The sequence below is a fragment of the Olleya namhaensis genome (genome assembly GCF_900114005.1).
Classification (GTDB): Bacteria; Bacteroidota; Bacteroidia; order Flavobacteriales; family Flavobacteriaceae; genus Olleya; species Olleya namhaensis.
Genome location: NZ_FORM01000001.1, coordinates 264,516 through 287,118 on the forward strand (window position 1 = coordinate 264,516; position 22,603 = coordinate 287,118).

A 22,603-nucleotide genomic window follows, 5' to 3' on the forward strand; every position below is an offset into this window, starting at 1 on the left:
AATTATATAGTTAAATTATTTTCTTGTTGTAATTGATTCCCATTGTTGATAAAATCCGTTAGAATTATCAAACCAAAACCTACTAATATTAAAAGCGCACTTGAACTTAATCCAGAAAACAGAGTCATACCATTAGAGTAAATCAACAATGTTATGCTCCAAATTAAACTTAGACTACCTGAAACCATGAAAAGCTGACCTGTTCTTTTGAATTTTATAACATTGTTATTATTAAAAAAACCGTTTTTAATAGTGTCTTTTAATCCTTTTTCTAAGAAAAATAAAGCACTAAATGTAATCACAGAAATTGCTAAACCAACAAACTGCGTATAGTATCCAAATATTAATTTTTGATAATGTTCCTCTGGAAAATTCATGAAGTCAGGAGTGTATGCGGCTAGATAAATATTAGCTAAAAAACTAACAAAATATATTACTATCAATGCTACTACAAACCAATGTAAGATTCTTATTTTTTTCATATTTCAACACATTTATTATCGTTTAACAATAACAAATATATAAAAATTATTGATAAACAATAATTATAATTAAAAAATATCATGCAAAATCAGTCTTTTCATTTTTAAAAACAAACCAAGCATCGTATATTTAACAAAACACAAAAGCCACACTCTATGAGCCAAACCTTTAAAACTATTGCTAAATTTCAGTACTCGGCAGAAGCGCAGATAATAAAAGGCAGATTAGAATCTGAAGGTATCCAAGTATTTTTAAGTGATAATATAACTATAGATACAGACCCTTTGGTAAGTAATGCAATTGGTGGCGTTAAACTTAAAGTACTAACTACGGATGCTATGGAAGCACAACACATACTTGAAAGTATAAGTAAATACGCTATTAATGATGAAGGTAACGCCATCCATTGCCCAAATTGTGCTAGCACAGAGGTGCAGCTATTTTCTACAATAACCAGTTTAAAATCTTTTATAGCGTTTGTCTTTGGTTTTATTTCGGGCACACTTCCATTCTACTCTAAAGATAAATACAGATGCGCAAATTGCAACACTGAATTTGATGTAAAATAAATGGACGACCAAACAATAAACTACATCAAAAAAGTGCCAGTTTGGAAAACAGTAGCTGGGCTTATAATTGCGTGTTTCACTATCTTTGAATTCGTGACTGGAAATTATTATGCATTAGTAATTATTTCATTTAGTGTGCTTCTACTGCAAACAGAAGGCTGTCAAATCAATTTAAAAACAAAAACTTACCGGAATACCTATTCTATTCTAGGTCTTAATTTTGGAGCATGGGAACCTCTTCCTAATCCCGAATATGTTACTGTATTTGCTACTGATCAAATTACTGAAGTATGGGTTAGCACTGCATCAACCACAGTAACAGAAGATGTCTATGAAATTAATATTTTTTGCGAGAATAATAAAAAAATAAAAGCCAGTGTAAGTTATGACAAAAAAGAAGCCTTTAATATTGCTTTACTTTTTGCCGATAGTTTAAAGATCAATATGCTTGATGCAACTGTTTCTCACGATTTTAAATGGATAGATGTAAATCATTACAAAACTACAGGTACAATTATCTACAAGGATTAGAGCATGCGTTTAACATCCTCAAAAGCAGTCTTTAAAATTTTAATTACGTTTTCTATTTCATCTTCGTTTAAATGTCCAAACCCTAATCGTAGGGCACAAATAGCTTTATTTTGATACATAATAGTTTTAGGTAAAAACAGGTCATACGTTTTTGCTTTTTCGGCTAACTTTATAAGCGAAATTCTAGAATCAAAATTTAACCAAACCGCTAATCCTCCTGCTGGTACTTGCCACGTAGCATCGTTTTTAAAATAGGTGGTTAAACAAATAATTAAACAATCACGTCTTTGCTTATAAATGGTAATATTTTTTTTAATTAAACGGTGAATTTCACCTTCAGAAATAAGTTCGGTCAACATTTGTTTCTGAATCAGATCCCCTTGTTTATCTAATATTTGCAAATAGTTTTTGGCTTCATTAATAATATTCTGAGGCGCAACGACAAACCCAATCTGAAAACTAGGAAAAAAAGATTGCCCTAATCGTCCTAAATAAATTACAACACCTTGCCCATCTGCACTAGCCATAGGCAACATGGCAGAACCATCAAACTGAAAATCGTAATCAAAATCGTCCTCAATTATCGCAAAATTGTAAGCTTTTGCTAGTTGCAATAATTTTAATCGGCGTTCTGCGGTCAGTGTTACCGCTGTAGGATATTGCCTATGCGCACAAACATACACACATCTAATACTATTTTTAGTGAAGTTTTTTTCAATAAAATCAACATCCATACCATTAGCGTCAACCGGAATAGTAATTATATTAGCACCTGCTTGTTGGAAAATCATATTAGATTTATAATGACTTAACGCTCCAACAATTACAACATCCTTATCTTGTATTAACAATTGCGATACAATATACAAGCTCATTTCCGTACTTCTTGTACTTATAATGTTGTCTGGTTTAATATGAAATCCTCTTGTGGCATTTAAATAATTACACAACTGTTTGCTAAAAGTGGTATAAGATTGTTCTTGGGTTTGGTTCCATTTTGAAATTAAAGCACCACGTTTCATTGATGCGCTGTACCATTTTGAAAATTGGTGTGTTGGATGCAATCTTAAATCCGGCTGTCCATCGTTAATAACATACTTACTTACAGAAAACTCTTCTGTAGAAGCTAAATTAAAAGAAGACTGAAACGGAAACCCTGCAACGTCCGGATATGCTTTTAGTTTATCCAAACCTTGTAAAACACCTTTTATGGCGGCTGTTTTCTTTTCTGGCATTAACACAAATGTGCCTTTATTTGCCACAATGTCCACCCAACCCTGAGATGCTAACTCATCATAAACAGCAACTGCAGTATTTCTATTTATATCAAATAATACACTAAATTTTCGGGTTCCTGGTAAAGCAGTTCCTTCCGCTAAATAACCACGTTGAATAGCATTAATGATCTGTTGTGAGATCTGAATATAAATTGACGTGGTAGTCGATTTCTCAAAACTAATTAAAGATTCTAATATATTATCAACCGGACTACTCATTGTTTTAAAACTGGACTATTTTAATGATCCGGAAAGTTACGAATTTTGCACCGCAAAAAATGCGAATAACTATTATTATGAAATTGACTTACTTATTTACTTTACTTGCTTTGTTTACAATAACAATACAAGCACAAGATCTAGAACAAGAACAAAAATTAGACTCTGTAATTATTACATCGTCTAGAATTGACTTACCGTTTAAAGAAAACTCTAGAACTATTACTGTTATTTCGTCTTCAGACATAAAAAACAGTGCAGCAACTAACGTCGCTGATGTATTGCAACAAGTTGCCGGTGTAGATATTAGACGTCGTGGAACAGCAGGTAGTCAAGCAGATTTATATATTCGAGGTGGTGGTTTTGACCAAACGTTATTATTAATTGACGGAATTAAAATGGACGATGCACAAACAGGGCATCACACCATGAACGCAGCTTTACCTCTTGAGGTTATTGAGCGTATCGAGATTATCAAAGGGCCCGCTGCCAGAGTATTTGGTCAAAATGCTTTTACTGGAGCTATTAATATTGTTACCAAGAAAAACTTGAACAACACGGTTTCTGTTAATTTAGAAACAGGTTCTTTTGGGCAATTAAATGGAGGTGTTACAGTTGGAACTGAATTAGAAAACTCGTCACACATCGTTCACGTTGGAAAAATGACATCAGAAGGGTATAGAAATAACTCGGACTACGACAATACTAATTACTTTATTAAAAGTGTGTTTAATAAAAAAGCACAAGCAATAGAGATGATTACGACGTTTTCTGATCGTAAATTTGGAGCAGAAAACTTCTACACAACTAATCCTACTTTTAATGAGTATGAAGAAACAAAAAATAGCTTAGTAGGTTTTACTACTACTTTTAATACGGAGAAATTTAAAATCAAACCTCGTGTTTATTGGAAACGTAACGAAGACGAATTTTTACTAAGACGTGATGATCCTGCTTTTTATAGAAATTTACATATTACAGATAAAATTGGAGCCGAAGTTAATGCGTCTTACACGTCTGAAGCTGGTGTTACCGGTTTTGGTGTAGACATCTCTAAAATATACCTAAGAAGTAATAATTTAGGTAATCGTAATCGTTTTATGACAAACTTATTTTTAGAGCATCGTTTTAAACTTTTAGATAACAAATTAGATATCACACCTGGTATTGCTGTAACTTATTTTTCTGATTTTAAATTTCATGCATTCCCGGGACTAGATGTTGGTTACCAAATTAACAACGACTTAAAAGTGTACGGAAACATTGGTTATACTTACAGAATACCAACATATACGGATTTATATTACAGTGATTTTAGAACGTCTGGTAATGAAAACTTAGATCCAGAAGAAGCTTTTGCACAAGAAATTGGTGTTAAATACAATACCAATGGATTTAATATGTCATTAGCCTTATTTAATAGAGATTCTAAAAACCTAATTGATTATATCAGACCTAGTGAAATTGTAGAAATATATACAGCAACAAACATTGCAGAAGTAAACACTAAAGGATTTGAGTTTAATACGTCTTACAACTTTAAAATCAGTAATTTTAATCAAACATTAGCTGTAGGTTATACGTTTTTAGAAGATGATATATTAGATCAAAACGAAGCATTATCACGTTACTCTCTAAATACATTAAAGCATCATTTTACAACACGTTTAAGTACACAATTAATTAAAAACCTTAGACAAAACATTGTTTATAAGCATGCGGAGCGCACAACAGGACAAAGCTACAATGTATGGGATGCTTCTTTAGTGTATACTTTAAAACAACTAGAGTTTACGGCTACTGCCAACAATATTTTTAACACAGATTACATCGAAACAGGATTTACACCAATGCCTCCAAGTAATGTGTTATTTGGATTACGTTACAACTTTAACTAAAGTGTAACAACAAAAACTACAATCCATTTGGTATCGTTTTAGTAACTTTGGCTCTTAAATTTGAAATTTGAAACTAAACCTTCAAGACATACCAAGAGTTAAAGCTATAACTAAGCAAGAGTTTATAAAACATTATTTTAAACCTCAAAAGCCAGTCGTTATAGAACAGTTTATTACAGACTGGCCTGCGTATACCAAATGGAATTTAGAGTATATTAAAGACGTGGCGGGAGATAAAATAGTCCCTTTGTATGACGACAGACCTGTTGATCACAAAGATGGATTTAATGAGCCTCACGCTAAAATGAAAATGAGTGACTATGTAGATTTATTGAAACGTGAACCTACAAAATTCAGAATATTTCTATGGAATATTCTAAAAGAAGTCCCTCAACTACAACAAGATTACACCTTTCCTGATTTTGGACTACGTTTAATGAAAGGGCTTCCTATGCTATTTTTTGGCGGTCGCGATAGCTATACTTTCATGCATTACGATATAGATTTGGCTAATATTTTTCATTTTCATTTTGAAGGCGAAAAACAGATCATTTTGTTTGATCAAAACCAAAATCAACACTTATACAAAGTACCACATGCTTTAATTACTAGAGAAGATATAGACTTTTCTAATCCAGACTTTAAAAAATGGCCAGCACTTAAAAACGCTAAAGGTTGGCAATGCCAATTAAAACATGGCGAAATATTATATATGCCAGAAGGCTATTGGCATTACATGAAATATATTACACCAGGTTTTTCAATGAGCTTACGTGCAGTAGCTAGACGTCCAAAAAATTTAGGAAAAGCGATATACAATGTCTTTATAATGCGTAATTTTGACAACTTAATGCGACGCATAAAAGGTCAAAAGTGGATTGATTGGAAAAATAAAAAAGCCATATCAAACACAAATAACAAATTAAAAAAGGACTAAATACAATGAAAAAACGACTACTATTAATTGCTTTATTACTAACTGCTGGATTAGTAAACGCACAAGTTTTTGAAGGTAAAGGAGATCAAAAATTTCAAATTGGTGCAAATTTCCAAGACAATGTTAACGGTATAGTATTGGCTTATGACTACGGTTTAGGAGAAAACATATCTGTTGGTATTGTTACCGGTTATGCTTTAAACCTAAGTAATGGTTTATCTGCAAATTTTGAAGATAGATTTGAATTAGAAGGACGTTTTAATGCTAACCTAGGAAGTGTATTAAACATTAGTGATAATTTTGATGTTTACCCAGGTATTAGCTTAAGTTTAAAAAACTTTGGAGGTCACTTAGGGATGCGTTACTTTTTCTCTACTGGTTTTGGTGTTTTTACTGAATTTGGTACAACGTTCGCTAAATACAATTCAGAAGCTTTAACACCTGCTGAAAAAATAAACAATCAATTTACTGTAAATTTAGGAGCTGTTTTTAATTTATAGTCAACCTATTACATTATAAAAAAACCTTTCATTTTTAGTAATGAAAGGTTTTTTTATGTCTTATTTTATCAGCTCATTAGCTTTATCATAAACCAAAAAAGTTTCCCAACCACGATACAGCAAATAGTCTATTAACTTTTTTCTTCTTTTATATTTATCCGTTTCTTTTAGTGAATTATTTCTTTTTTCGGCTAAATCATTAAAAACATCGATGTACTCCTCTTCATCTATTTCTTTTAACGCCTCATTTAGATTAAATTTGGATATCTCTTTTCGCTTTAGTTCAAGCGTGATTCGATATTTGCCCCATTTTTTAATTCTGAACTTACCTCGAGCATAAGCTTTGGCAAAACGCTCTTCATTTAGAAAATTTTGCTCCAAAAGATGAACCACTATCATATCTGATGCTTCAGGTATCATATTCATATCTTTTAGTTTCTGCTTAACCTCTTTGTGACAACGTTCTTGATAAGCACAATAGTGTTCCAACTTTTTAGTTGCTTCTTCTACTGTGTACGACTCTTGACTTCTAACCATAAGTCAAAAATACACCATAAAAACCAAAAAAAAATAAACTCGCTATTTATGAAACATCCAAAATTACTTTTTGCTTTACTGATTTTTAATTATTTCGGCTTTGCTCAAAGTATAATTTATAACGAAACCTTTACCAACAGTCCCAATAAAGGTGCTATATACAATAACACAACAGGATTAACTGATATTGATTTATCCGGAGTAAACTGGACCATAGACGTTTCCGGAGCTGCATTTGACAATAATGGCGATAGATTTATAGTCGCAGGTAATCCTAGATTTTTTGAAGGGCGAGACATTGATGGTTTTGCAATATGGTATTCTCCCGTACTAAATATTACAGATTTTACAGACATCACTTTTGAATTAGAGGCCTATGACAATCGTCCTACATTTGATGACTTTGAAGCATCAGATTCTTTTACTACAGAATACAGTTTGGATGGTGGTGCTTGGCAAATAGCCGATACTAATGGTGTATTAGTGGATGATATTGACACTGTTACATTAGTGCGCCAAGTTGCTCCTTTATCAGGAAACACAATAGCCATAAGAGTTACTATGAGAAATAATGCTAATGCAGAACGTTACCGATTGGATAATATAAAAGTTAGAGGTGTAGCTTCTGCAAGCCCAAGAATAACAATTAATCCAGATACTAATTTAGTGTCAGGTTTAACCAATGTGGAAGGCAATGTAGATATTGTACCAGAAACCTTTACTGTTCTAGGAACGTCATTAACAAATGATGTTGTAATAACTGCTCCTTCAAGTTTTGAAATTTCATTATCCCCTAATGGCGCATACTCCAACAGTTTGACATTAGCACTTACCGGAACCACTGTAGATTTAACCACCATATACACAAAACTAACATATGGATTAGCTGTTGGAACGTATAACGAAAACATAATTATAACTAGTACTGGAGCACCGTCCCAAAACGTAATCGCACAAGGTGAAGTGTTTGGTTATACTGCACCTTCAGATTGTAGCTCATTATTAATATCAGAATATCACGAAGCAAACAACGCCACTCCAGACGAAAGATATATCGAATTATATAACGCATCAAGTTCGCCTATTAGCCTTGCTAATTTTCAACTAGCAAGATTTACTAGTGGCCGAATTAATTTTAACCCAACAATTAGAACTTTACCCAATGCAGCTGTTATAGCACCATACTCCACATACATAATTGCTAGAAACGGCTCAGAATTATGCGCAAACGGAACTGCCGATTATTGTAACAGCTCTGGCTTTTTTAATTTTGATGGTAATGATGTGATTGCTTTACAAACTGCAGAAGGAGTAAACATAGATGTTATTGGAGTATTAAATTCAAATACTAATTTTGCTCAAAATGTAAATCTTGTTAGAAACAACAACGTACAAGCGCCAAGTACAACATACACAGCAACAGATTGGACTAGCTCTCCTTCAAATAACATCAATTTTCTAGGATATCATATTAGCGATTGCGCCTGTTCTGGACCTATCGTAACTTGGGACGGCTCAACATGGTCTAATGGCGTTGGTCCTAACATAAATACCCCTGTTGTAATTAACGGTCCTTTTACAACTGGCGTTGGTAGCGCTACTAGTTTTTCTGCTTGTCGCTTAACAATAAATGCTACAACAATTATTACCTCAAATTTTTATATTGAAGTAGAACACAATATTAATAATACAAACAAACTTGTAGTTCAGACAGAAGGAACCTTAGTTCAGAATAATGAAACTACTAAATTTATAAATAACTCTTCTGAAACATTCCCAATAGAAGTTGTAAAACGCACCGCTCCTTTTGTTGCTTGGTACGAATATACATATTGGGGTAGCCCGTTAGCAGACGCTATACTTGAAGACCTAGTTCCAAATACAGCAAGTGGTAGAAAATTCACCTTTAATGGCGCTAATTTTAATGATGCGCTTGCCGAAGATTTAGGAAACAACAATACGTATACTGCGGGACAAGACGACGTAGATGACGAAGGAGATGATTGGCAATTTTACGCTACAGGACTAATGACTCCAGGTGTAGGATACGCAACCACCATGTCAGAAATAGACCTTGCAGCTCCAGGAGCGATGACAAACGGTATAAACCTAACCTTCTTTGGATCCGAAGCAAATTCTGGGGTAGTCAAAGTACCTGTAGCCAGAAACGATGCCTCTAACTTAGACAACAACTGGCAATTTATTGGTAACCCTTATCCAAGTGCAATAGATGCTACTGCTTTTTTTAACGAAAACACAACAACGCTAAGTACTGTTGATCCCGGAGTTATAGATGGTGCCATTTATTACTGGTCTCAAGCAACTCCACCATCCGCAACCACAATTGGTAACGAGCAGATTAACTTTAGCATCAACGATTATGCAATAATCAACTTTAGTGCTAACGTTGCCGGAGAGCGCTATGCTCCAAATAATTTTATTCCTTCAGGACAAGGTTTTTTTGTCAACTTTTCTGATAGCTATAGCAGTGCTGCGGGAGAAGTTGTTTTTAACAATAGCATGCGCGTTATTGGAAATAATGACCAATTTTTTCGTACTGAAAACACAAACTTAGATAATAAGCTTTGGCTTAACTTAACTTCAGATAATGGTGTATTTAGCCAAGTTGCAATTGCCTATCTTGATGGTTCCACTAATAATGACGATGGCCCATCATATGATGCAAGACGTTATTATAGCGGTGGTTCTGCCATGATAACCACGTTTGCAGAAAACAACGACATTCCGTTAGCAATACAAGGAAAGCACCCAGAGGGTTTAGATCTTGATGAAACAATTCGTCTAGGCTTAACAACAGGAATTACGTCACCAACAATCTACACGATTTCAATAGATCATTTTCAAGGTGACTTTTTCTCAAGCAATGCCATTTATTTAAAAGATAACTTTAACGACACCTACCAAGACTTAACAGTTTCGGACTATTCTTTTACTTCAGAAATGGGTGGTTTTGATAATAGATTTGAAATAGTCTTTACACAGCCTGTTTTATCAATAAATCAACAACTTTTAGCATCCAATAGTTTATCCATAATTGAAGATAATAATAGCAACGTTACTTTTAAATTATCGAATAAGAAATTAACAATTAACACTATTCAAATCTATGATGCTTTGGGCCGATTAGTTTACAATCTTAAAGGTCAAAGCACTTCAGAAACTTATAATTTATCAAACCTGAGCCAGGAAGCTTACATAGCGCAAATTGAATTAAATACTGGTCAAAAAATAAGAAAGAAGGCTATTAAAAAATAGATTAAAACACTCCCTTTAAAGGTCAAGCCAATCATGGTTTGACCTTTTTTTTTGCCCTTAAACCGTTTTGATATAGCTTAACGTAACGATAACATGTTTTAATCGATTAAATAGTGTCTGTAATCGATATTTTTATATATTTGTAGTAAACCGCTTATAATCAACTGATACTATATTATCAAATCTTATTGTTGCCCTCAATTGCAATACGTTTATTATGAAAAAAACCCTCCTTACCCTACTTCTACTATTTTCTATTACTTTTACTTTTGGTCAAACTACAATTGGACAACAAGATTTTGATAGCGGCACACCAATTTTAACCTATACCAATACTGGAGGAACAACAGTAAATGGTTCAGGATCTTTCCCTAACACACCAAATTATGTTTCTGCCTCAACCGGTTTTAGTATCAATGATGAAACTGGAACTATAGAGTTTTCTCCAGTTGATGCTTCAACCTATTCTAATATTGATTTTAGTGTCAGGTTAGCTTCTTTTGCTGGAACTTCAGGTAATGGCGCAGAAAATACAGACCATGTAATAATTTCTATTAGTACTGATGGTGGAACAACCTATTCTGAAGAATTAGAAATTAATGGAAATAGTAATGCTAAATGGGGCTTTAGCGGAACCCATGCTGGTACAGGTGTTGCATCCATACCTTACGATGGAAACAATACAACCACAACATTTGCTCCTATAGGTGCAGGATACAGAACAACAGACGGATATAGCTATTTATCAATTACTAATCTACCAAGCTCGTCAAACCTTAGAATAAAAATCGAAATGCAGAATAATTCTAACAATGAATTTTGGGTTATTGACGATGTTTTATTAGAAGGAGATGCGCCTACAGGACCAACAATAGTATTAAACCCTACAACCTTAACAGGACTAGATTATACACTAGGAACAGGCCCATCTGCAGAGCAAACGTTTACTGCAGAAGGTTTTTTATTAACCTCAAACCTAGTACTAACTGCACCAACTAATTTTGAAATATCAACAACCTCTGGCTCAGGTTTTGGAGCCTCAATAAGCTTAACACCAACCACAGGCATAGTAGCATCAACTACAATTTACACTCGCTTAATTTCTGGCTTGGCAGTTAACACTTATACTGGTACTATAACAGCGACAAGCACGTTGGCGGCGGACAAAACAGTTGCATTGGCAGGAGAAGTTTTAGCACCTTTAGCAGATGTCGTTATTACAGAAGTATCATACAATTCTACTGGAGCTGATGACGAGTGGATTGAGATTTGCAATATCTCTGGTAGCCTACAAGACATTAGTAATTATACGATTAACGACGGTGGTACTTTATTTACTTTTCCCGCAGCCACAACAATAGCAAATAACACATGTATAACGGTCTCTTTAGGTAGTAATGGAGATGGCACTTTTAATAATGATTGTCCATTTACACCAGATTACGGTATTAGCGCCTCTACAAATAACACTAATAATTTAGTAAACTCTAGTGACACCATATTACTTTACGCTACAGATGGCTCATCTATTATAGATAGTGTGACTTATGACGATGCGGATGGAGCAGACAATAACGGAGCAACCCTTCATGTTATAGACGCAACTATAGACAATAGTGACACTGGCACGAATTGGCAAGAAGTAGCCAATGGTGGATCTCCAGGCGCAAATGCTTTAGTTTCGCCATGTTCTGTGCCAGAATTACAACTTGTTGATAACTCTAACACAGACCAAGCTTGCGGATACACCATTGCTTTTGGATCCCAAGCCACAGGCTTTAATACAGACATTACTTTTGATATTGATAATGAAGGCGCGCTAGATTTAAACATTACTTCTTTGATGTTAAGCGGTGCAGACGCTACTAGTTTTAGCATCATATCTCCCGCAACTCCTTTTACAATAGTAGCAGGCAACACACAAACCGTAACCGTTAGGTTTACACCTACATCTGTTGGCATAAATAATGCCATACTTACAATAAATAACAACGATGCAGATGAAGGTACATGTGCAATAACACTGCAAGGTACAGGGACAACGCCAGAACAAGAAATTAATGTAGAAGGAAACATAGCTGCCTTTCCCGACATTCCAAATGGAGACACTACACCAATCAGTTTAGATAATACATTATTTGCCGCTCAAAACATTGGAGCCTCTCAAACCAAATCTTTTAGAATTCAAAATATAGGAACTGCCGACTTAGATATTACAAGCATAACTGTTGGCGGACTAAACCCAGGAGATTTTACAGTAAGTTTAAACCCTGCACCTTTCACTGTAACAGCAATGCAAGACCCTCCAGGTATTTTTGAAATCACATTTTCTCCGATAGCTTCAGGAACCAGAACAGCCATAATATCTATTGCTAACAATGATTTGGATGAAACCCCTTATACGTTTACCGTTCAAGGTAACGGACTTTGTAATCCTAGTACCATAACTATACTACCAGCATCCGGTCCAGAAAACACTATAGTTACAGTTACGGGCACCAATTTAACCGCAGCTACAGCAACTGTAAGTGGCATTACAGCAACAGTAAATAACATATCTGACACCATTATAGAAGTTACTATTCCTGCTGGAGCAACCTCAGGAACAATAGACATTACAGATGATTTAGGCTGCCCTGCCTCTAGCCCTTTTACAGTAATTGACCATTCAGGAAGCTGTGGTAGCGCAACAGGGTTAATGATTACAGAAGTGTACGATCAATCATCAGGGTCTTTAGGTTATATCGAAATATTTAATGGTACTGCAACAACTATCGACTTAACACAATATGAAATTAACCGTTTTGGAGATTTAGCCTCTACAAGTTTAACTCACGCTTATACATTCCCAAATACAGGCACAGGAAGCACTATTACAAGCAATCAAATTTTAGTTGGAAGAGTTAATTCCGGAGGAACAGGACTAGAAGATTTTGACTTTGGCGGTTCTGCTTCAGGATTTAATGATAATGACCGACTAGAGTTAACACTAATAGCAACAGGCGTTATTATAGACGATTTTCATGATGTAGTAATTGGAACAGCAGGTTATGTTTACCGAAGAAACACAGATGTATCAAATCCTAATCCTACTTTTGATAATGCAGAATGGACAACCGCTACTTCTGGAGACACTAGCCATTTAGGAACGTTTGCAACACTTAATAATGCACCAACAATAACAGCGCACCCACAACCTATAAACAATTGCAGCGATGCAATTGTATTTACAGCTGCAGCCACACCAGGCAATTCTGGAACATTAACATACCAATGGTATTATAATGATACTATCTCGAGCGGATGGACAAATGTATTAAACACATCTTTTGCTCCAGGAACAGTATCAGGAGAAACCTCAACAATGTTATCAATAACAGGAGCTAATATACAAGGCTACCAATTTTATTGCGAAGTTACGGAAGATGGTACATGTAGCACAGCATCTGACGCAGCCAGAGTTAACATAGGGACAACAACATGGACCCTAGGAGCATGGGACAATGGCATACCAAGCCTTACAACACAAGCTATTTTAAATGACGACTACAATACCAGTGCCTACGGAAATATCGAAGCTTGCAGCTTAACAATAAACCCCACCTATTTCCTGACAGTATCAAGTAATACTTATGTTAAAATTCAGAATAATATCACTAACAACGGAACATTATTAATAAACGATTCGGGTTCTGTTGTTCAAATTAATGACTCAGGGACTTACGATGATTCTGGAAGCAGCGCTACCAATCCAACCACAGTAGAACGCCTAACAGCATCAATAAGCGATTGGTATGAATATACCTATTGGAGTAGCCCTGTCACCAACGAAACCATAGGAAACGCTTTATTTCAAGCAGATGCCAATAGACGCTTTAGTTTTATAGCTGCAAATTTTGTGGATAGCACTTACGAAACAAATAATGACAACACAACTACCGTAGGAGCTGGAATTGATGATATTGACGATAATGGAGATGATTGGGTACTTCAGCCACCAGGAGCAATAATGACGCCTGGAGTTGGATATGCAGCAACACATTCTACAGCTGCTTTTGCAGGCACTAACAATTACAATTACTCTTTTAGAGGTCCACTAAACAATGGTGTAATTACTGTCCCTGTGGAAAGAAACGACACCGAACTTGGAGACTCTAATTGGAACTTAATAGGAAACCCTTATCCATCTGCAATAGATGCTAAATTGTTTTTTGACGAGAACACGTTCTCAACAAACCCAGCGACAGGAACCTTAGATGGTGCCATACACCTATGGTCACACTCCACACCTCCATCCTCGACAGCTAACGGAAACGAAATATTAAACTTTGATTTAAATGATTATATAGTAATAAATTACACAGGATCTTCTGTCTCTGGAGTGACTAGTCATGTTGCCTCCGGACAAAGCTTTTTTACAACTTTTTCTGATGCCCTACCAACCACAACAGGAACTGTAACATTCAACAATAGTATGCGTGTGGATGGTAATAATAATCAATTTTTCCGAGCAAGTAATCAATCTGCAGAAAACAAGTTATGGCTAAAACTAACAAGTGATTCTGGGTTAAAAGATAATATTCTAATTGGATATGTTAATGGTGCTACTAGTGATAATGATGGAGATGCGTATGACGCTAAAGCGAATGGTTCTTACACAAAAAGCATGACCTTCTACTCACTTATACCTACTGTAAACAGAAAATTTAGTATCCAAGGTAAAGCCATTAATGATTTAGATATTGATGAAACCATTGCTATTGGATTCTTAAACAACTTAGATACACCAACAATTTACACCTTTAGTATAGCAGAACTTCAAGGTGATTTTTTAACAAACAATACAGTCTATTTAAAAGATAACTTAACCTCAACTACATTTAATTTATCTGATAACGATTACAGCTTTACTTCGCCTGTAGGCGAATTTAATAGTAGGTTTGAGATTGTTTTCAAAGACAACAGCCTATCTATTGATCAATACAATTTAACTGCTGATAATTTATTAATAATTGAGGACAGCAATAACAACGTTACTTTTAAATTACCTAACAAAGACGCAACACTTAAAACAATCAAAATCTATGATGCCTTAGGCAGACTAATCTATAATCTAAAAGCCCAAAACACGTCAGACACCTTTAACCTATCTAATCTTAGTCAGGCTGCTTATATTGCACAAGTAGAATTGAGTAATGGTAAAATAATTAGAAAAAAAGCGGTAAAAAAATAGCTAGAAATTCGTGTTAACAAATTCGATTAATGTCTGTCAATTTTACAAACTATACTTTAAAGAAACAATAAGGTTTCTACCTGGAGCAGCTATACCAGAAGAATATGTTCTATAACGTTGGTCAGAGATATTCTCTAAAGCAGCTGTTACGGTAACATCATTCCCTATTTGATATTGTGTTCTAAAATTTAAAGTGTGCCAAGAAGGCGAGTAAGGGTTTCCGTTTTGATCTAAAGCGTAGATATAATCTTTCTCAGCTTCAGAAGGTGCTAATTTATTATTTGCTAATGCATTGTTATAATTAACAAATGCATCTAGTTTGAATCTGTTTTTTTGCCAAACTAAATGTGTATTTCCAAAACTTGGAGCCACATGTCTTACCGGTACTTCAACACCATCTGTTTCTTCAATACCACCAATAAGATTATATTGTGACGTTAATTTAAATGCTTTTGAAAAATTTACCTGTGCGCCTATTTCAAAACCATAAATCCACGATTTTGAAGCATTTTGTATGGATTGTACCGTACTTAACTCACCATCATAAATAATTTGTGATTCGCCATTTAAAGTCCCATCACGTCTTACTAACGCATTATCCAAGTAAGTATAATAAGTCGCCATATCTAGGACTACTACTTTATTAAAATTAAGCTTTAACCCAAGTTCTCCACTATAGGCATATTCTGGATCCAAATTATCATTTGGCACAACAACAGAGCCTGGTTCTGAATCAAAGACCTTACCAATATCATCAATATTTGGTGCCCTAAAAGCAGAAGACAAATTAAATTTCCATTGTAAAATTGGATTAGGTAACCACGTAACACCAGCAGTACCTGTTAAAGCATTTGCTGTATTATTAGATTCTGTAAAAGGCAGATTTAAAAACTGATTATTTTCTGTGAAATCGGCTTTTTGAGTAACCATATTATAACGTAATCCTGATTGAAACACAAACTTAGTGTTGGGTTTATACTTATAGCTTGCATACACTGCTGCACTCTGCCATGTTGCACCATCGGGATATCTGGATACCGTTTTTTGAGTTGTATTAGTCTCCACATTTTCAACATAACCTATAGACCCGACTGTATTGTAAACATATTCAAAACCATAAAATAACTTTGAAGTCTGGTGTAATTGTTTTTCAAAATCTATATTAAAAGATAATGCATCCACAGACTCTTCTCTGACGTTTCTTTCCACTTCCTGAAAATCACGATCCATTCTACTTTCTTGAAAATTCTGATATGCTAAAGTGGCTTTTATATTATCATAAAACAAAGCATTACTACTTCGTTTTGTAACACTCACATTAGACATAAACCATTTTTGAGGACCATAATTCCATTCTGCAGACCTTAAATCATCGTCTCTATAACGTATTAACCTGTCGTATCGTGGATAATCTGATGTTGCTGTATAAAACACACCTAAATCAACATCTAAATCTTCAGCAGCCTTATAGCTTACTTTTTGCATCAAGTTAATTTGATTGTATCCTGTAAACTTCTGAACTCTTGAATCATTATTTTGCACGATAACATCCTGATTATTTTGAGTAACCACAAATTCTGGCCTTAAATAATCATCTGGACCATGACTACCCATGGTTAAATCATTAAAATCAGTATAACTTACATTTGACAGAAATGCCCATTTTTTATAGCCAACATTAACATCAATATGCGCTGTTTTTTCCTGGCTAACTGTTGCATACCTCAATAAGACATTACTCTTAATATTTAAAGTATCAGAAAATGAAAACTCTGGTTTTTTTGTGTAAAAACTCATAACACCTCCAATGGCATCACTACCGTAAATAATAGATCCTGCACCTAACGTCACTTCTGTGTTTTGAATAGACAAAGGATCGATAGAGATAACATTTTGAAGATTTCCGCCTCTAAAAATAGCATTATTCATACGTACTCCATCCACTGTAATTAATAGCCTATTAGTAGAAAACCCTCTTATCATAGGACTCCCACCTCCCAACTGACTTTTTTGAATATAAACCTGACCTGTACCTTCTAATAAGTCTGCACTTGTTTGCGGATTATTAAAAGAAACGTCTTTTGCCGTAATAGTTGCAATTGTTTTAGGAATGTCTTTTTTTCTTTGCCCAAAATTTGAGGCAGAAATAACAATCTCATCCAAGCCTTGCTGACCAGCCATTAAATACACACGTCCGTTTTGGATATTACTTTTTTTTATTGTTTTTAATTTATGAGAAATATGCTGAAAATAAAGCAGCTCGGCAGCCATAAAGGCATCCAAATTAGCCTGACCATTAAGATCCGTAATTTCGCTTTTAGATTTATCTTTATTATAAATAGCGACTCCAAATACAGGCTCGTTAGTAGTTTTATTTAACACCTTAATAGTCTGTGCTGAAACAGAAAACGAGACCAAAAAGAGTAAACAAATACTAATAAGAAACTTCATATATTTAATTAAAAACGTCATTAAGAATTTGTAAAGATTTAGGCTTTTTAAAACTCCCCAAATGTAATTCAAAATATACTAAAATAAGAGCCAAAAAAGACTGTCTTTGCTTAGCATTAATTTTAATACCATCTAAATCATCAAACGTTGTGCCTAAAAGCTGTTTTAGTAGTGTTAAATTTTCACCCGTAACATTGTACTTAGAAACACTTTCATCTTGAAATTCGCCATCATATAAATTAAAACACAAAGCGGTTTCCATTTCTGTTTGATCTGGATAAAACCCCAAGTATTTTGTTAGCTGCAACAGAAACAATAAATGAAAATTAGAATAACTATCATTGGTATCCAACCATTGCAAAGTTGTCTGAATATAGCTATATAAAGTATCATTCTGCTCCTCCTCTTGTAAAGCATGTGCTAGTACTTCTGCCAGAAACATAACAATAGCGCTCTTTAAAATATTAGTATGAAGCGAAGCATATAAAAAATCTGTTTTAATATCTTTTATATATTGTAAAGACCGATTTGGTTTGTAGTCCGTGTTTAACTGTAATTGTGATAATGGCTGAAAATAGGCCACTTTTTTATTACTCTTTTTAGAAGTCAAAACGCCTTTTAGCAAATAACTAACAACACCTTGTTTTTGAGTATAACACTTTACAATAAGGTCATTATCTTTAAACCGTAGTTTAGACAGTACAATTGCATTTGTAGTTGTTAACATTATCTAACAACCATTAATTTTAGTACTTTAGTCTCAAAAGTATCTAAATCGTTAAGCATGATTAAATACACTCCAGATGCTACAATATTTCCACCCAAATTTTTACCATTCCATAAAGCCGTACCTCCATCTATTTCTAGATTATAGCCTTGAAATCTACCATTAGTTCTAGACTGTGCTTCTGCCACCAAATTACCTTCAATATCAGTAATTTTTATATTTACATTCTCTGATATGTCTCTAATCTTAACTTTATCCGTTAAAATATTAAAGTTTGGTCTTACAGGATTAGGATAAACATAGGCGTTTTCTAAAGTCGACTGCGGTTTAGACGCATCAGATTTAAAAGACACCAAGCCTTTATCTGTTGCAATATAAATCATTCCGTTTACATCATCTATAGACACATCCAACACGTCATTAGTTGGTAAAGGAGAATTATCTTTTGTAAAATGAAAGATGGTACTTTGTCCGTCTGAAGAGAAATAATACAGTCCTGTATCTAAAGTTCCAATCCATTTATTATTTGAGCCATCTACCTCAATATCTGTTATGTATTGTTGGAATAATAACTCTCTAGGAACACCATCGTCTAAAACAATAATATCATCTACTTCTGGTGTACCCGTTATAAAGTCCGTAGTATTATAAATAACCCTCAACCCTTTATCTGTTCCTACCCATAATTGCCCACTTCTATCAATGGTTAAAGCTGTAATAGCGTTTGATGGCATAGCATCTTCTTCTGAAACAGTATTAAAAGCTCCGCTACTTTCATCATAACCAACTATTCCATAATTATAAGAGCCCGTAAAAATAGTATTATTAGCATCTGTAGTTATAGCTGCAAATCCTTTGTTACTATCCGCAGGCTCAATAACCTCCAAAAAGCTAAAAGACGACCACTGCCCATCCCTAAACTTATTTAAAGGAGAATCATACCTACTGTTCATAACCCATAGTGATCCAGCAGCATCAAAAACTGAGGCATGCACAAAATGATTGTTAGTGAAGAATGGATTTATAGTACTATTATCTCCATTATAAAAAGTTACAGGAATATTGTTTTCTAATTTCAAAAGCCCACCTATTGAAGAACTTATATAAGCAATTTCCGGATTAAGAGGATCCACAGAAATATGAGACAAAGACCTAGGATTATTAGCAGTAGCTAAAATAGTATCATAACTTACGTTTTGCCAAGACTCATCAAAAAAGTGACTAATACCAGCCCTAGACGTTGCTACCGCGTATGGATTAAAACTAACATCATAACCACCATGTGTTCCATAAATATGACCTGGAGCTACTTCAATTTTAAAAAAATTATTTAGTAAAGGACCATCAGGATGTATTTCTTCTAATATAGACGTATCAGCTATTGACGTCTTCAATACTCCAAATCCTGTTTTACCTATCACTAAAGTCCCTTCCGTTCCAATATATATTTGATCAGTATCATCCATTAAAGCACAGGTATAATTGGTACTAAATTCTGCACTATTACCAACCTGAGCTATACCCGAAAAGCCCACAGGATTATAAATATAAACCTCTTTTTGCGTCGTTACTATCAACTTGCTATCAAAGACTCTAAAATCTGTAATAAAGTTAGGATATGTTGCCTTAATTTGCAATGCTCCACTAACCAATTCATAAACCTTTCTGCTAGCATTCGCCGCAAACAATTGTGTACCTACTGCTTCAATTCCGACCCAATTACCGCCATTAACTTGCTCCCACTCTTGGTAGTCAATTAAATTTGGATTAATTACTGCTCCTTTTTTAATTCCAGTTGCAGTTGCTGCATAAATATCACCATCAAAAATTGTGGTTTGAGAAATTACTATTTGCGAACCTCCCGCACCAATATAATACGTATCACCAAACTCTAAACCCTCTAAATCATACACTGAAATACCATAATCTGTTGCTATGTACAACGTATCATCAACTAAGTTAAAATGATTAATTTTTTTATCACTTTGAGGAATTGTTGGTTTTTCTAAAATATCTACAACTGATAAAACCGTGTTATCACTCTCGTCATATATTTGAATTAACCCGTTTTCGAAACCCAGAAATAATAAGCCACGGTCTTCAGCATATTTTATAACTGATATTTCCTCTCCTGACAAGCCATGTATTGTAGAAATAGTCTCGATATCGTTACTATTTTTATTATACACAAAAACAGCATTTTCTGATGCACCAAAAACCCGGTCAGCGCCTTGAGATACATCTTTAATATTTAAATATGAGAAATAGCCCGTCCATTGATCAGAAAAATCTTGGGCATTAGTTAGTTGTAAAGTTAAAAAACTTAAACACAGAAAAAACAATTTAAGATTAGTCTTATTTGTCAGCATTATTTTAAAATCAACTATTAAAACTCAAAAATACCACAATTTATTGTATCCCTAAGCGTATATAAAACACTAAAAAACCCCTAACCTTAATAAGGTTAGGGGTTTTAATATATAAACTGTTATTATCTACACAACTCCTTGTGCTAACATAGCATCAGCGACCTTTACAAAACCAGCAACATTTGCTCCTTTTACGTAATCTACTGTACCATCTTTTTGTGTACCATACTGTACACAAGAAGCGTGAATGTCTTCCATAATTTGGTATAACTTAGCATCAACCTCTTCTCTAGTCCAATTGTAACGTAAAGAGTTTTGACTCATTTCTAAACCTGAAGTTGCAACACCTCCTGCATTAGATGCTTTTCCTGGAGAGAACAATACTTTAGCTTTTTGAAGTACTTCAATAGCTTCTGGTGTTGTTGGCATGTTTGCTCCTTCTGCAACCACTAATACGTTGTTTTTAACCAACATTTCAGCTTCAGCTTTATCCAACTCGTTTTGAGTTGCACATGGCATTGCTATATCACAATTAACACTCCAAGGTCTTTCTCCTTTGTGGAACGTCGCAGATGTATACTTATTTGTATACTCGCTAATTCTACCTCTGTTAATGTTTTTAATTTCCATGATATATGCTAATTTCTCAGCATCTATACCGTCTTTATCGTGAATGTATCCAGAAGAATCTGACATTGTCACAACGGTACCACCTAACTCAGTTGCTTTTTCACAAGCATATTGAGCTACGTTTCCTGATCCAGAAATAACAACTGTTTTTCCATCAAAAGAATCGTTTTTAGTAGCTAACATATTTTTTGCAAAATACACCGTACCATAACCAGTAGCTTCTGGTCTGATTAAAGATCCTCCATAAGATAATCCTTTACCTGTCAGTACTCCTGTAAATTCGTTTGTCAAACGCTTATATTGACCAAACATATAACCAATCTCACGTCCTCCAACACCAATATCTCCGGCTGGCACATCCGTGTTTGCTCCAATATGTCTAAACAATTCTGACATAAAAGATTGGCAAAAACGCATAACTTCGTTATCACTTTTTCCTTTTGGATCAAAATCACTTCCTCCTTTTCCTCCACCCATTGGTAAAGTTGTTAGAGAGTTTTTAAATACTTGTTCAAAACCTAAAAACTTTAAAATACTAAGGTTTACAGATGGGTGAAAACGCAACCCTCCTTTGTAAGGTCCAATAGCCGAGTTAAACTCTACTCTAAAAGCTCTGTTTACTTGCGTGTTTCCTTTATCGTCAATCCAAGGCACTCTAAAAATTATTGTACGCTCAGGTTCTACCATACGCTCCAATAACATTTTACCTTGATATTTTGGATTTTCTTCTATAAACGGAATTACCGTTTCTGCAACTTCGTGTACTGCTTGTAAAAACTCTGGCTCATTACCATTTTTTTGTTTTACTAAGTCTAAAAATGCTTCAATTTTATCTTTCATTATGTAAATAATTACGATACTGTTATACAATCCATAAAAATGTAGAACAAAGATACATTATCTTTAATACAGCACCTACTTTTTTTTTATTTTCGCAATCGTTATAGTTGATATTAACGTTTCTTT

The 22,603-nt window shown here is 34.4% G+C and carries 14 protein-coding genes; 7 read left to right on the top strand and 7 right to left on the bottom strand.

The window, feature by feature from the left end; all coding sequences use genetic code 11:
- Window positions 1–2: 2 nt before the first annotated feature.
- A complete protein-coding gene (locus tag BMZ09_RS01130) occupies window positions 3–482 on the bottom strand; it encodes a hypothetical protein (protein WP_090836740.1) in 480 nt (159 codons plus the stop codon).
- A 156-nt stretch (window positions 483–638) separates the two neighbouring features.
- Between BMZ09_RS01130 and BMZ09_RS01135 the strand changes: the two genes are divergently transcribed.
- Both BMZ09_RS01135 and BMZ09_RS01140 read left to right on the top strand, forming a co-directional pair.
- The gene (locus BMZ09_RS01135) at window positions 639–1,052 is read left to right on the top strand and encodes a putative signal transducing protein (protein WP_090836742.1); all 414 of its coding nucleotides are present in this window, start codon (window positions 639–641) and stop codon (window positions 1,050–1,052) included.
- Window positions 1,053–1,583, top strand: coding sequence for a hypothetical protein (locus BMZ09_RS01140; protein ID WP_090836743.1), 531 nt, complete (start codon window positions 1,053–1,055; stop codon window positions 1,581–1,583).
- On the opposite strand, the gene BMZ09_RS01145 is transcribed toward BMZ09_RS01140, so the two are convergent.
- Window positions 1,580–3,079: an aminotransferase-like domain-containing protein gene (locus BMZ09_RS01145; protein ID WP_090836745.1), complete on the bottom strand. Its 1,500-nt coding sequence runs from the start codon at window positions 3,077–3,079 to the stop codon at window positions 1,580–1,582. The genes BMZ09_RS01140 and BMZ09_RS01145 overlap by 4 nt on opposite strands.
- 77 nt (window positions 3,080–3,156) lie before the next feature.
- Here BMZ09_RS01145 and BMZ09_RS01150 point away from each other — a divergent pair, with 77 nt between their 5' ends.
- From BMZ09_RS01150 to BMZ09_RS01160, 3 genes are all read left to right on the top strand, one after another.
- The gene (locus BMZ09_RS01150) at window positions 3,157–4,977 is read left to right on the top strand and encodes a TonB-dependent receptor plug domain-containing protein (protein WP_090836746.1); all 1,821 of its coding nucleotides are present in this window, start codon (window positions 3,157–3,159) and stop codon (window positions 4,975–4,977) included.
- 67 nt (window positions 4,978–5,044) lie between these two features.
- On the top strand, window positions 5,045–5,914 hold the full coding sequence (locus BMZ09_RS01155; protein ID WP_090836747.1) for a cupin-like domain-containing protein: 870 nt from the start codon (window positions 5,045–5,047) through the stop codon (window positions 5,912–5,914).
- 5 nt (window positions 5,915–5,919) lie between these two features.
- A complete protein-coding gene (locus BMZ09_RS01160; protein WP_090836749.1) occupies window positions 5,920–6,414 on the top strand; it encodes a DUF6646 family protein in 495 nt (164 codons plus the stop codon).
- A 60-nt stretch (window positions 6,415–6,474) separates the two neighbouring features.
- On the opposite strand, the gene BMZ09_RS01165 is transcribed toward BMZ09_RS01160, so the two are convergent.
- Window positions 6,475–6,951, bottom strand: a complete 477-nt coding sequence (locus tag BMZ09_RS01165; protein WP_090836751.1) for a regulatory protein RecX — start codon at window positions 6,949–6,951, stop codon at window positions 6,475–6,477.
- A 48-nt stretch (window positions 6,952–6,999) separates the two neighbouring features.
- Between BMZ09_RS01165 and BMZ09_RS01170 the strand changes: the two genes are divergently transcribed.
- Both BMZ09_RS01170 and BMZ09_RS01175 read left to right on the top strand, forming a co-directional pair.
- Window positions 7,000–10,227 carry a lamin tail domain-containing protein gene (locus tag BMZ09_RS01170; RefSeq protein ID WP_143067770.1) on the top strand — a complete coding sequence of 1,076 codons (3,228 nt, stop codon included), beginning with the start codon at window positions 7,000–7,002 and terminating at the stop codon, window positions 10,225–10,227.
- A 217-nt stretch (window positions 10,228–10,444) separates the two neighbouring features.
- Complete coding sequence (locus BMZ09_RS01175) at window positions 10,445–15,460, top strand: choice-of-anchor D domain-containing protein (RefSeq protein ID WP_090836754.1); 5,016 nt, start codon at window positions 10,445–10,447, stop codon at window positions 15,458–15,460.
- A 42-nt stretch (window positions 15,461–15,502) separates the two neighbouring features.
- Here the strand turns inward: BMZ09_RS01175 and BMZ09_RS01180 are convergent, their stop codons facing one another.
- The 4 genes from BMZ09_RS01180 to gdhA all read right to left on the bottom strand — a co-directional run bounded on the left by BMZ09_RS01180 (window position 15,503) and on the right by gdhA (window position 22,477).
- Entirely contained in the window at window positions 15,503–17,911 is a 2,409-nt protein-coding gene (locus BMZ09_RS01180) for a TonB-dependent receptor (RefSeq protein WP_177183492.1), read from the bottom strand.
- 4 nt (window positions 17,912–17,915) lie between these two features.
- A complete protein-coding gene (recO, locus tag BMZ09_RS01185; RefSeq protein ID WP_090836757.1) occupies window positions 17,916–18,638 on the bottom strand; it encodes a DNA repair protein RecO in 723 nt (240 codons plus the stop codon).
- Window positions 18,638–21,007, bottom strand: coding sequence for a type IX secretion system anionic LPS delivery protein PorZ (gene porZ, locus BMZ09_RS01190; RefSeq protein ID WP_090836758.1), 2,370 nt, complete (start codon window positions 21,005–21,007; stop codon window positions 18,638–18,640). Before porZ ends, recO begins: the two co-directional genes overlap by 1 nt.
- A gap of 126 nt (window positions 21,008–21,133) precedes the next feature.
- Window positions 21,134–22,477 carry an NADP-specific glutamate dehydrogenase gene (gene gdhA, locus BMZ09_RS01195; RefSeq protein WP_090836760.1) on the bottom strand — a complete coding sequence of 448 codons (1,344 nt, stop codon included), beginning with the start codon at window positions 22,475–22,477 and terminating at the stop codon, window positions 21,134–21,136.
- Window positions 22,478–22,603 lie beyond the last annotated feature (126 nt).

Excerpts from the sequence above, each read along its gene's own strand:
- BMZ09_RS01130 (WP_090836740.1), bottom strand. The coding sequence starts at position 482 with ATGAAAAAAATAAGAATCTTACATTGGTTTGTAGTAGCATTGATAGTA.
- BMZ09_RS01135 (WP_090836742.1), top strand. The coding sequence starts at position 639 with ATGAGCCAAACCTTTAAAACTATTGCTAAATTTCAGTACTCGGCAGAA.
- BMZ09_RS01140 (WP_090836743.1), top strand. The coding sequence starts at position 1,053 with ATGGACGACCAAACAATAAACTACATCAAAAAAGTGCCAGTTTGGAAA.
- BMZ09_RS01145 (WP_090836745.1), bottom strand. The coding sequence starts at position 3,079 with ATGAGTAGTCCGGTTGATAATATATTAGAATCTTTAATTAGTTTTGAG.
- BMZ09_RS01150 (WP_090836746.1), top strand. The coding sequence starts at position 3,157 with ATGAAATTGACTTACTTATTTACTTTACTTGCTTTGTTTACAATAACA.
- BMZ09_RS01160 (WP_090836749.1), top strand. The coding sequence starts at position 5,920 with ATGAAAAAACGACTACTATTAATTGCTTTATTACTAACTGCTGGATTA.
- BMZ09_RS01165 (WP_090836751.1), bottom strand. The coding sequence starts at position 6,951 with ATGGTTAGAAGTCAAGAGTCGTACACAGTAGAAGAAGCAACTAAAAAG.
- BMZ09_RS01170 (WP_143067770.1), top strand. The coding sequence starts at position 7,000 with ATGAAACATCCAAAATTACTTTTTGCTTTACTGATTTTTAATTATTTC.
- BMZ09_RS01175 (WP_090836754.1), top strand. The coding sequence starts at position 10,445 with ATGAAAAAAACCCTCCTTACCCTACTTCTACTATTTTCTATTACTTTT.
- BMZ09_RS01180 (WP_177183492.1), bottom strand. The coding sequence starts at position 17,911 with ATGAAGTTTCTTATTAGTATTTGTTTACTCTTTTTGGTCTCGTTTTCT.
- recO (WP_090836757.1), bottom strand. The coding sequence starts at position 18,638 with ATGTTAACAACTACAAATGCAATTGTACTGTCTAAACTACGGTTTAAA.
- porZ (WP_090836758.1), bottom strand. The coding sequence starts at position 21,007 with ATGCTGACAAATAAGACTAATCTTAAATTGTTTTTTCTGTGTTTAAGT.
- gdhA (WP_090836760.1), bottom strand. The coding sequence starts at position 22,477 with ATGAAAGATAAAATTGAAGCATTTTTAGACTTAGTAAAACAAAAAAAT.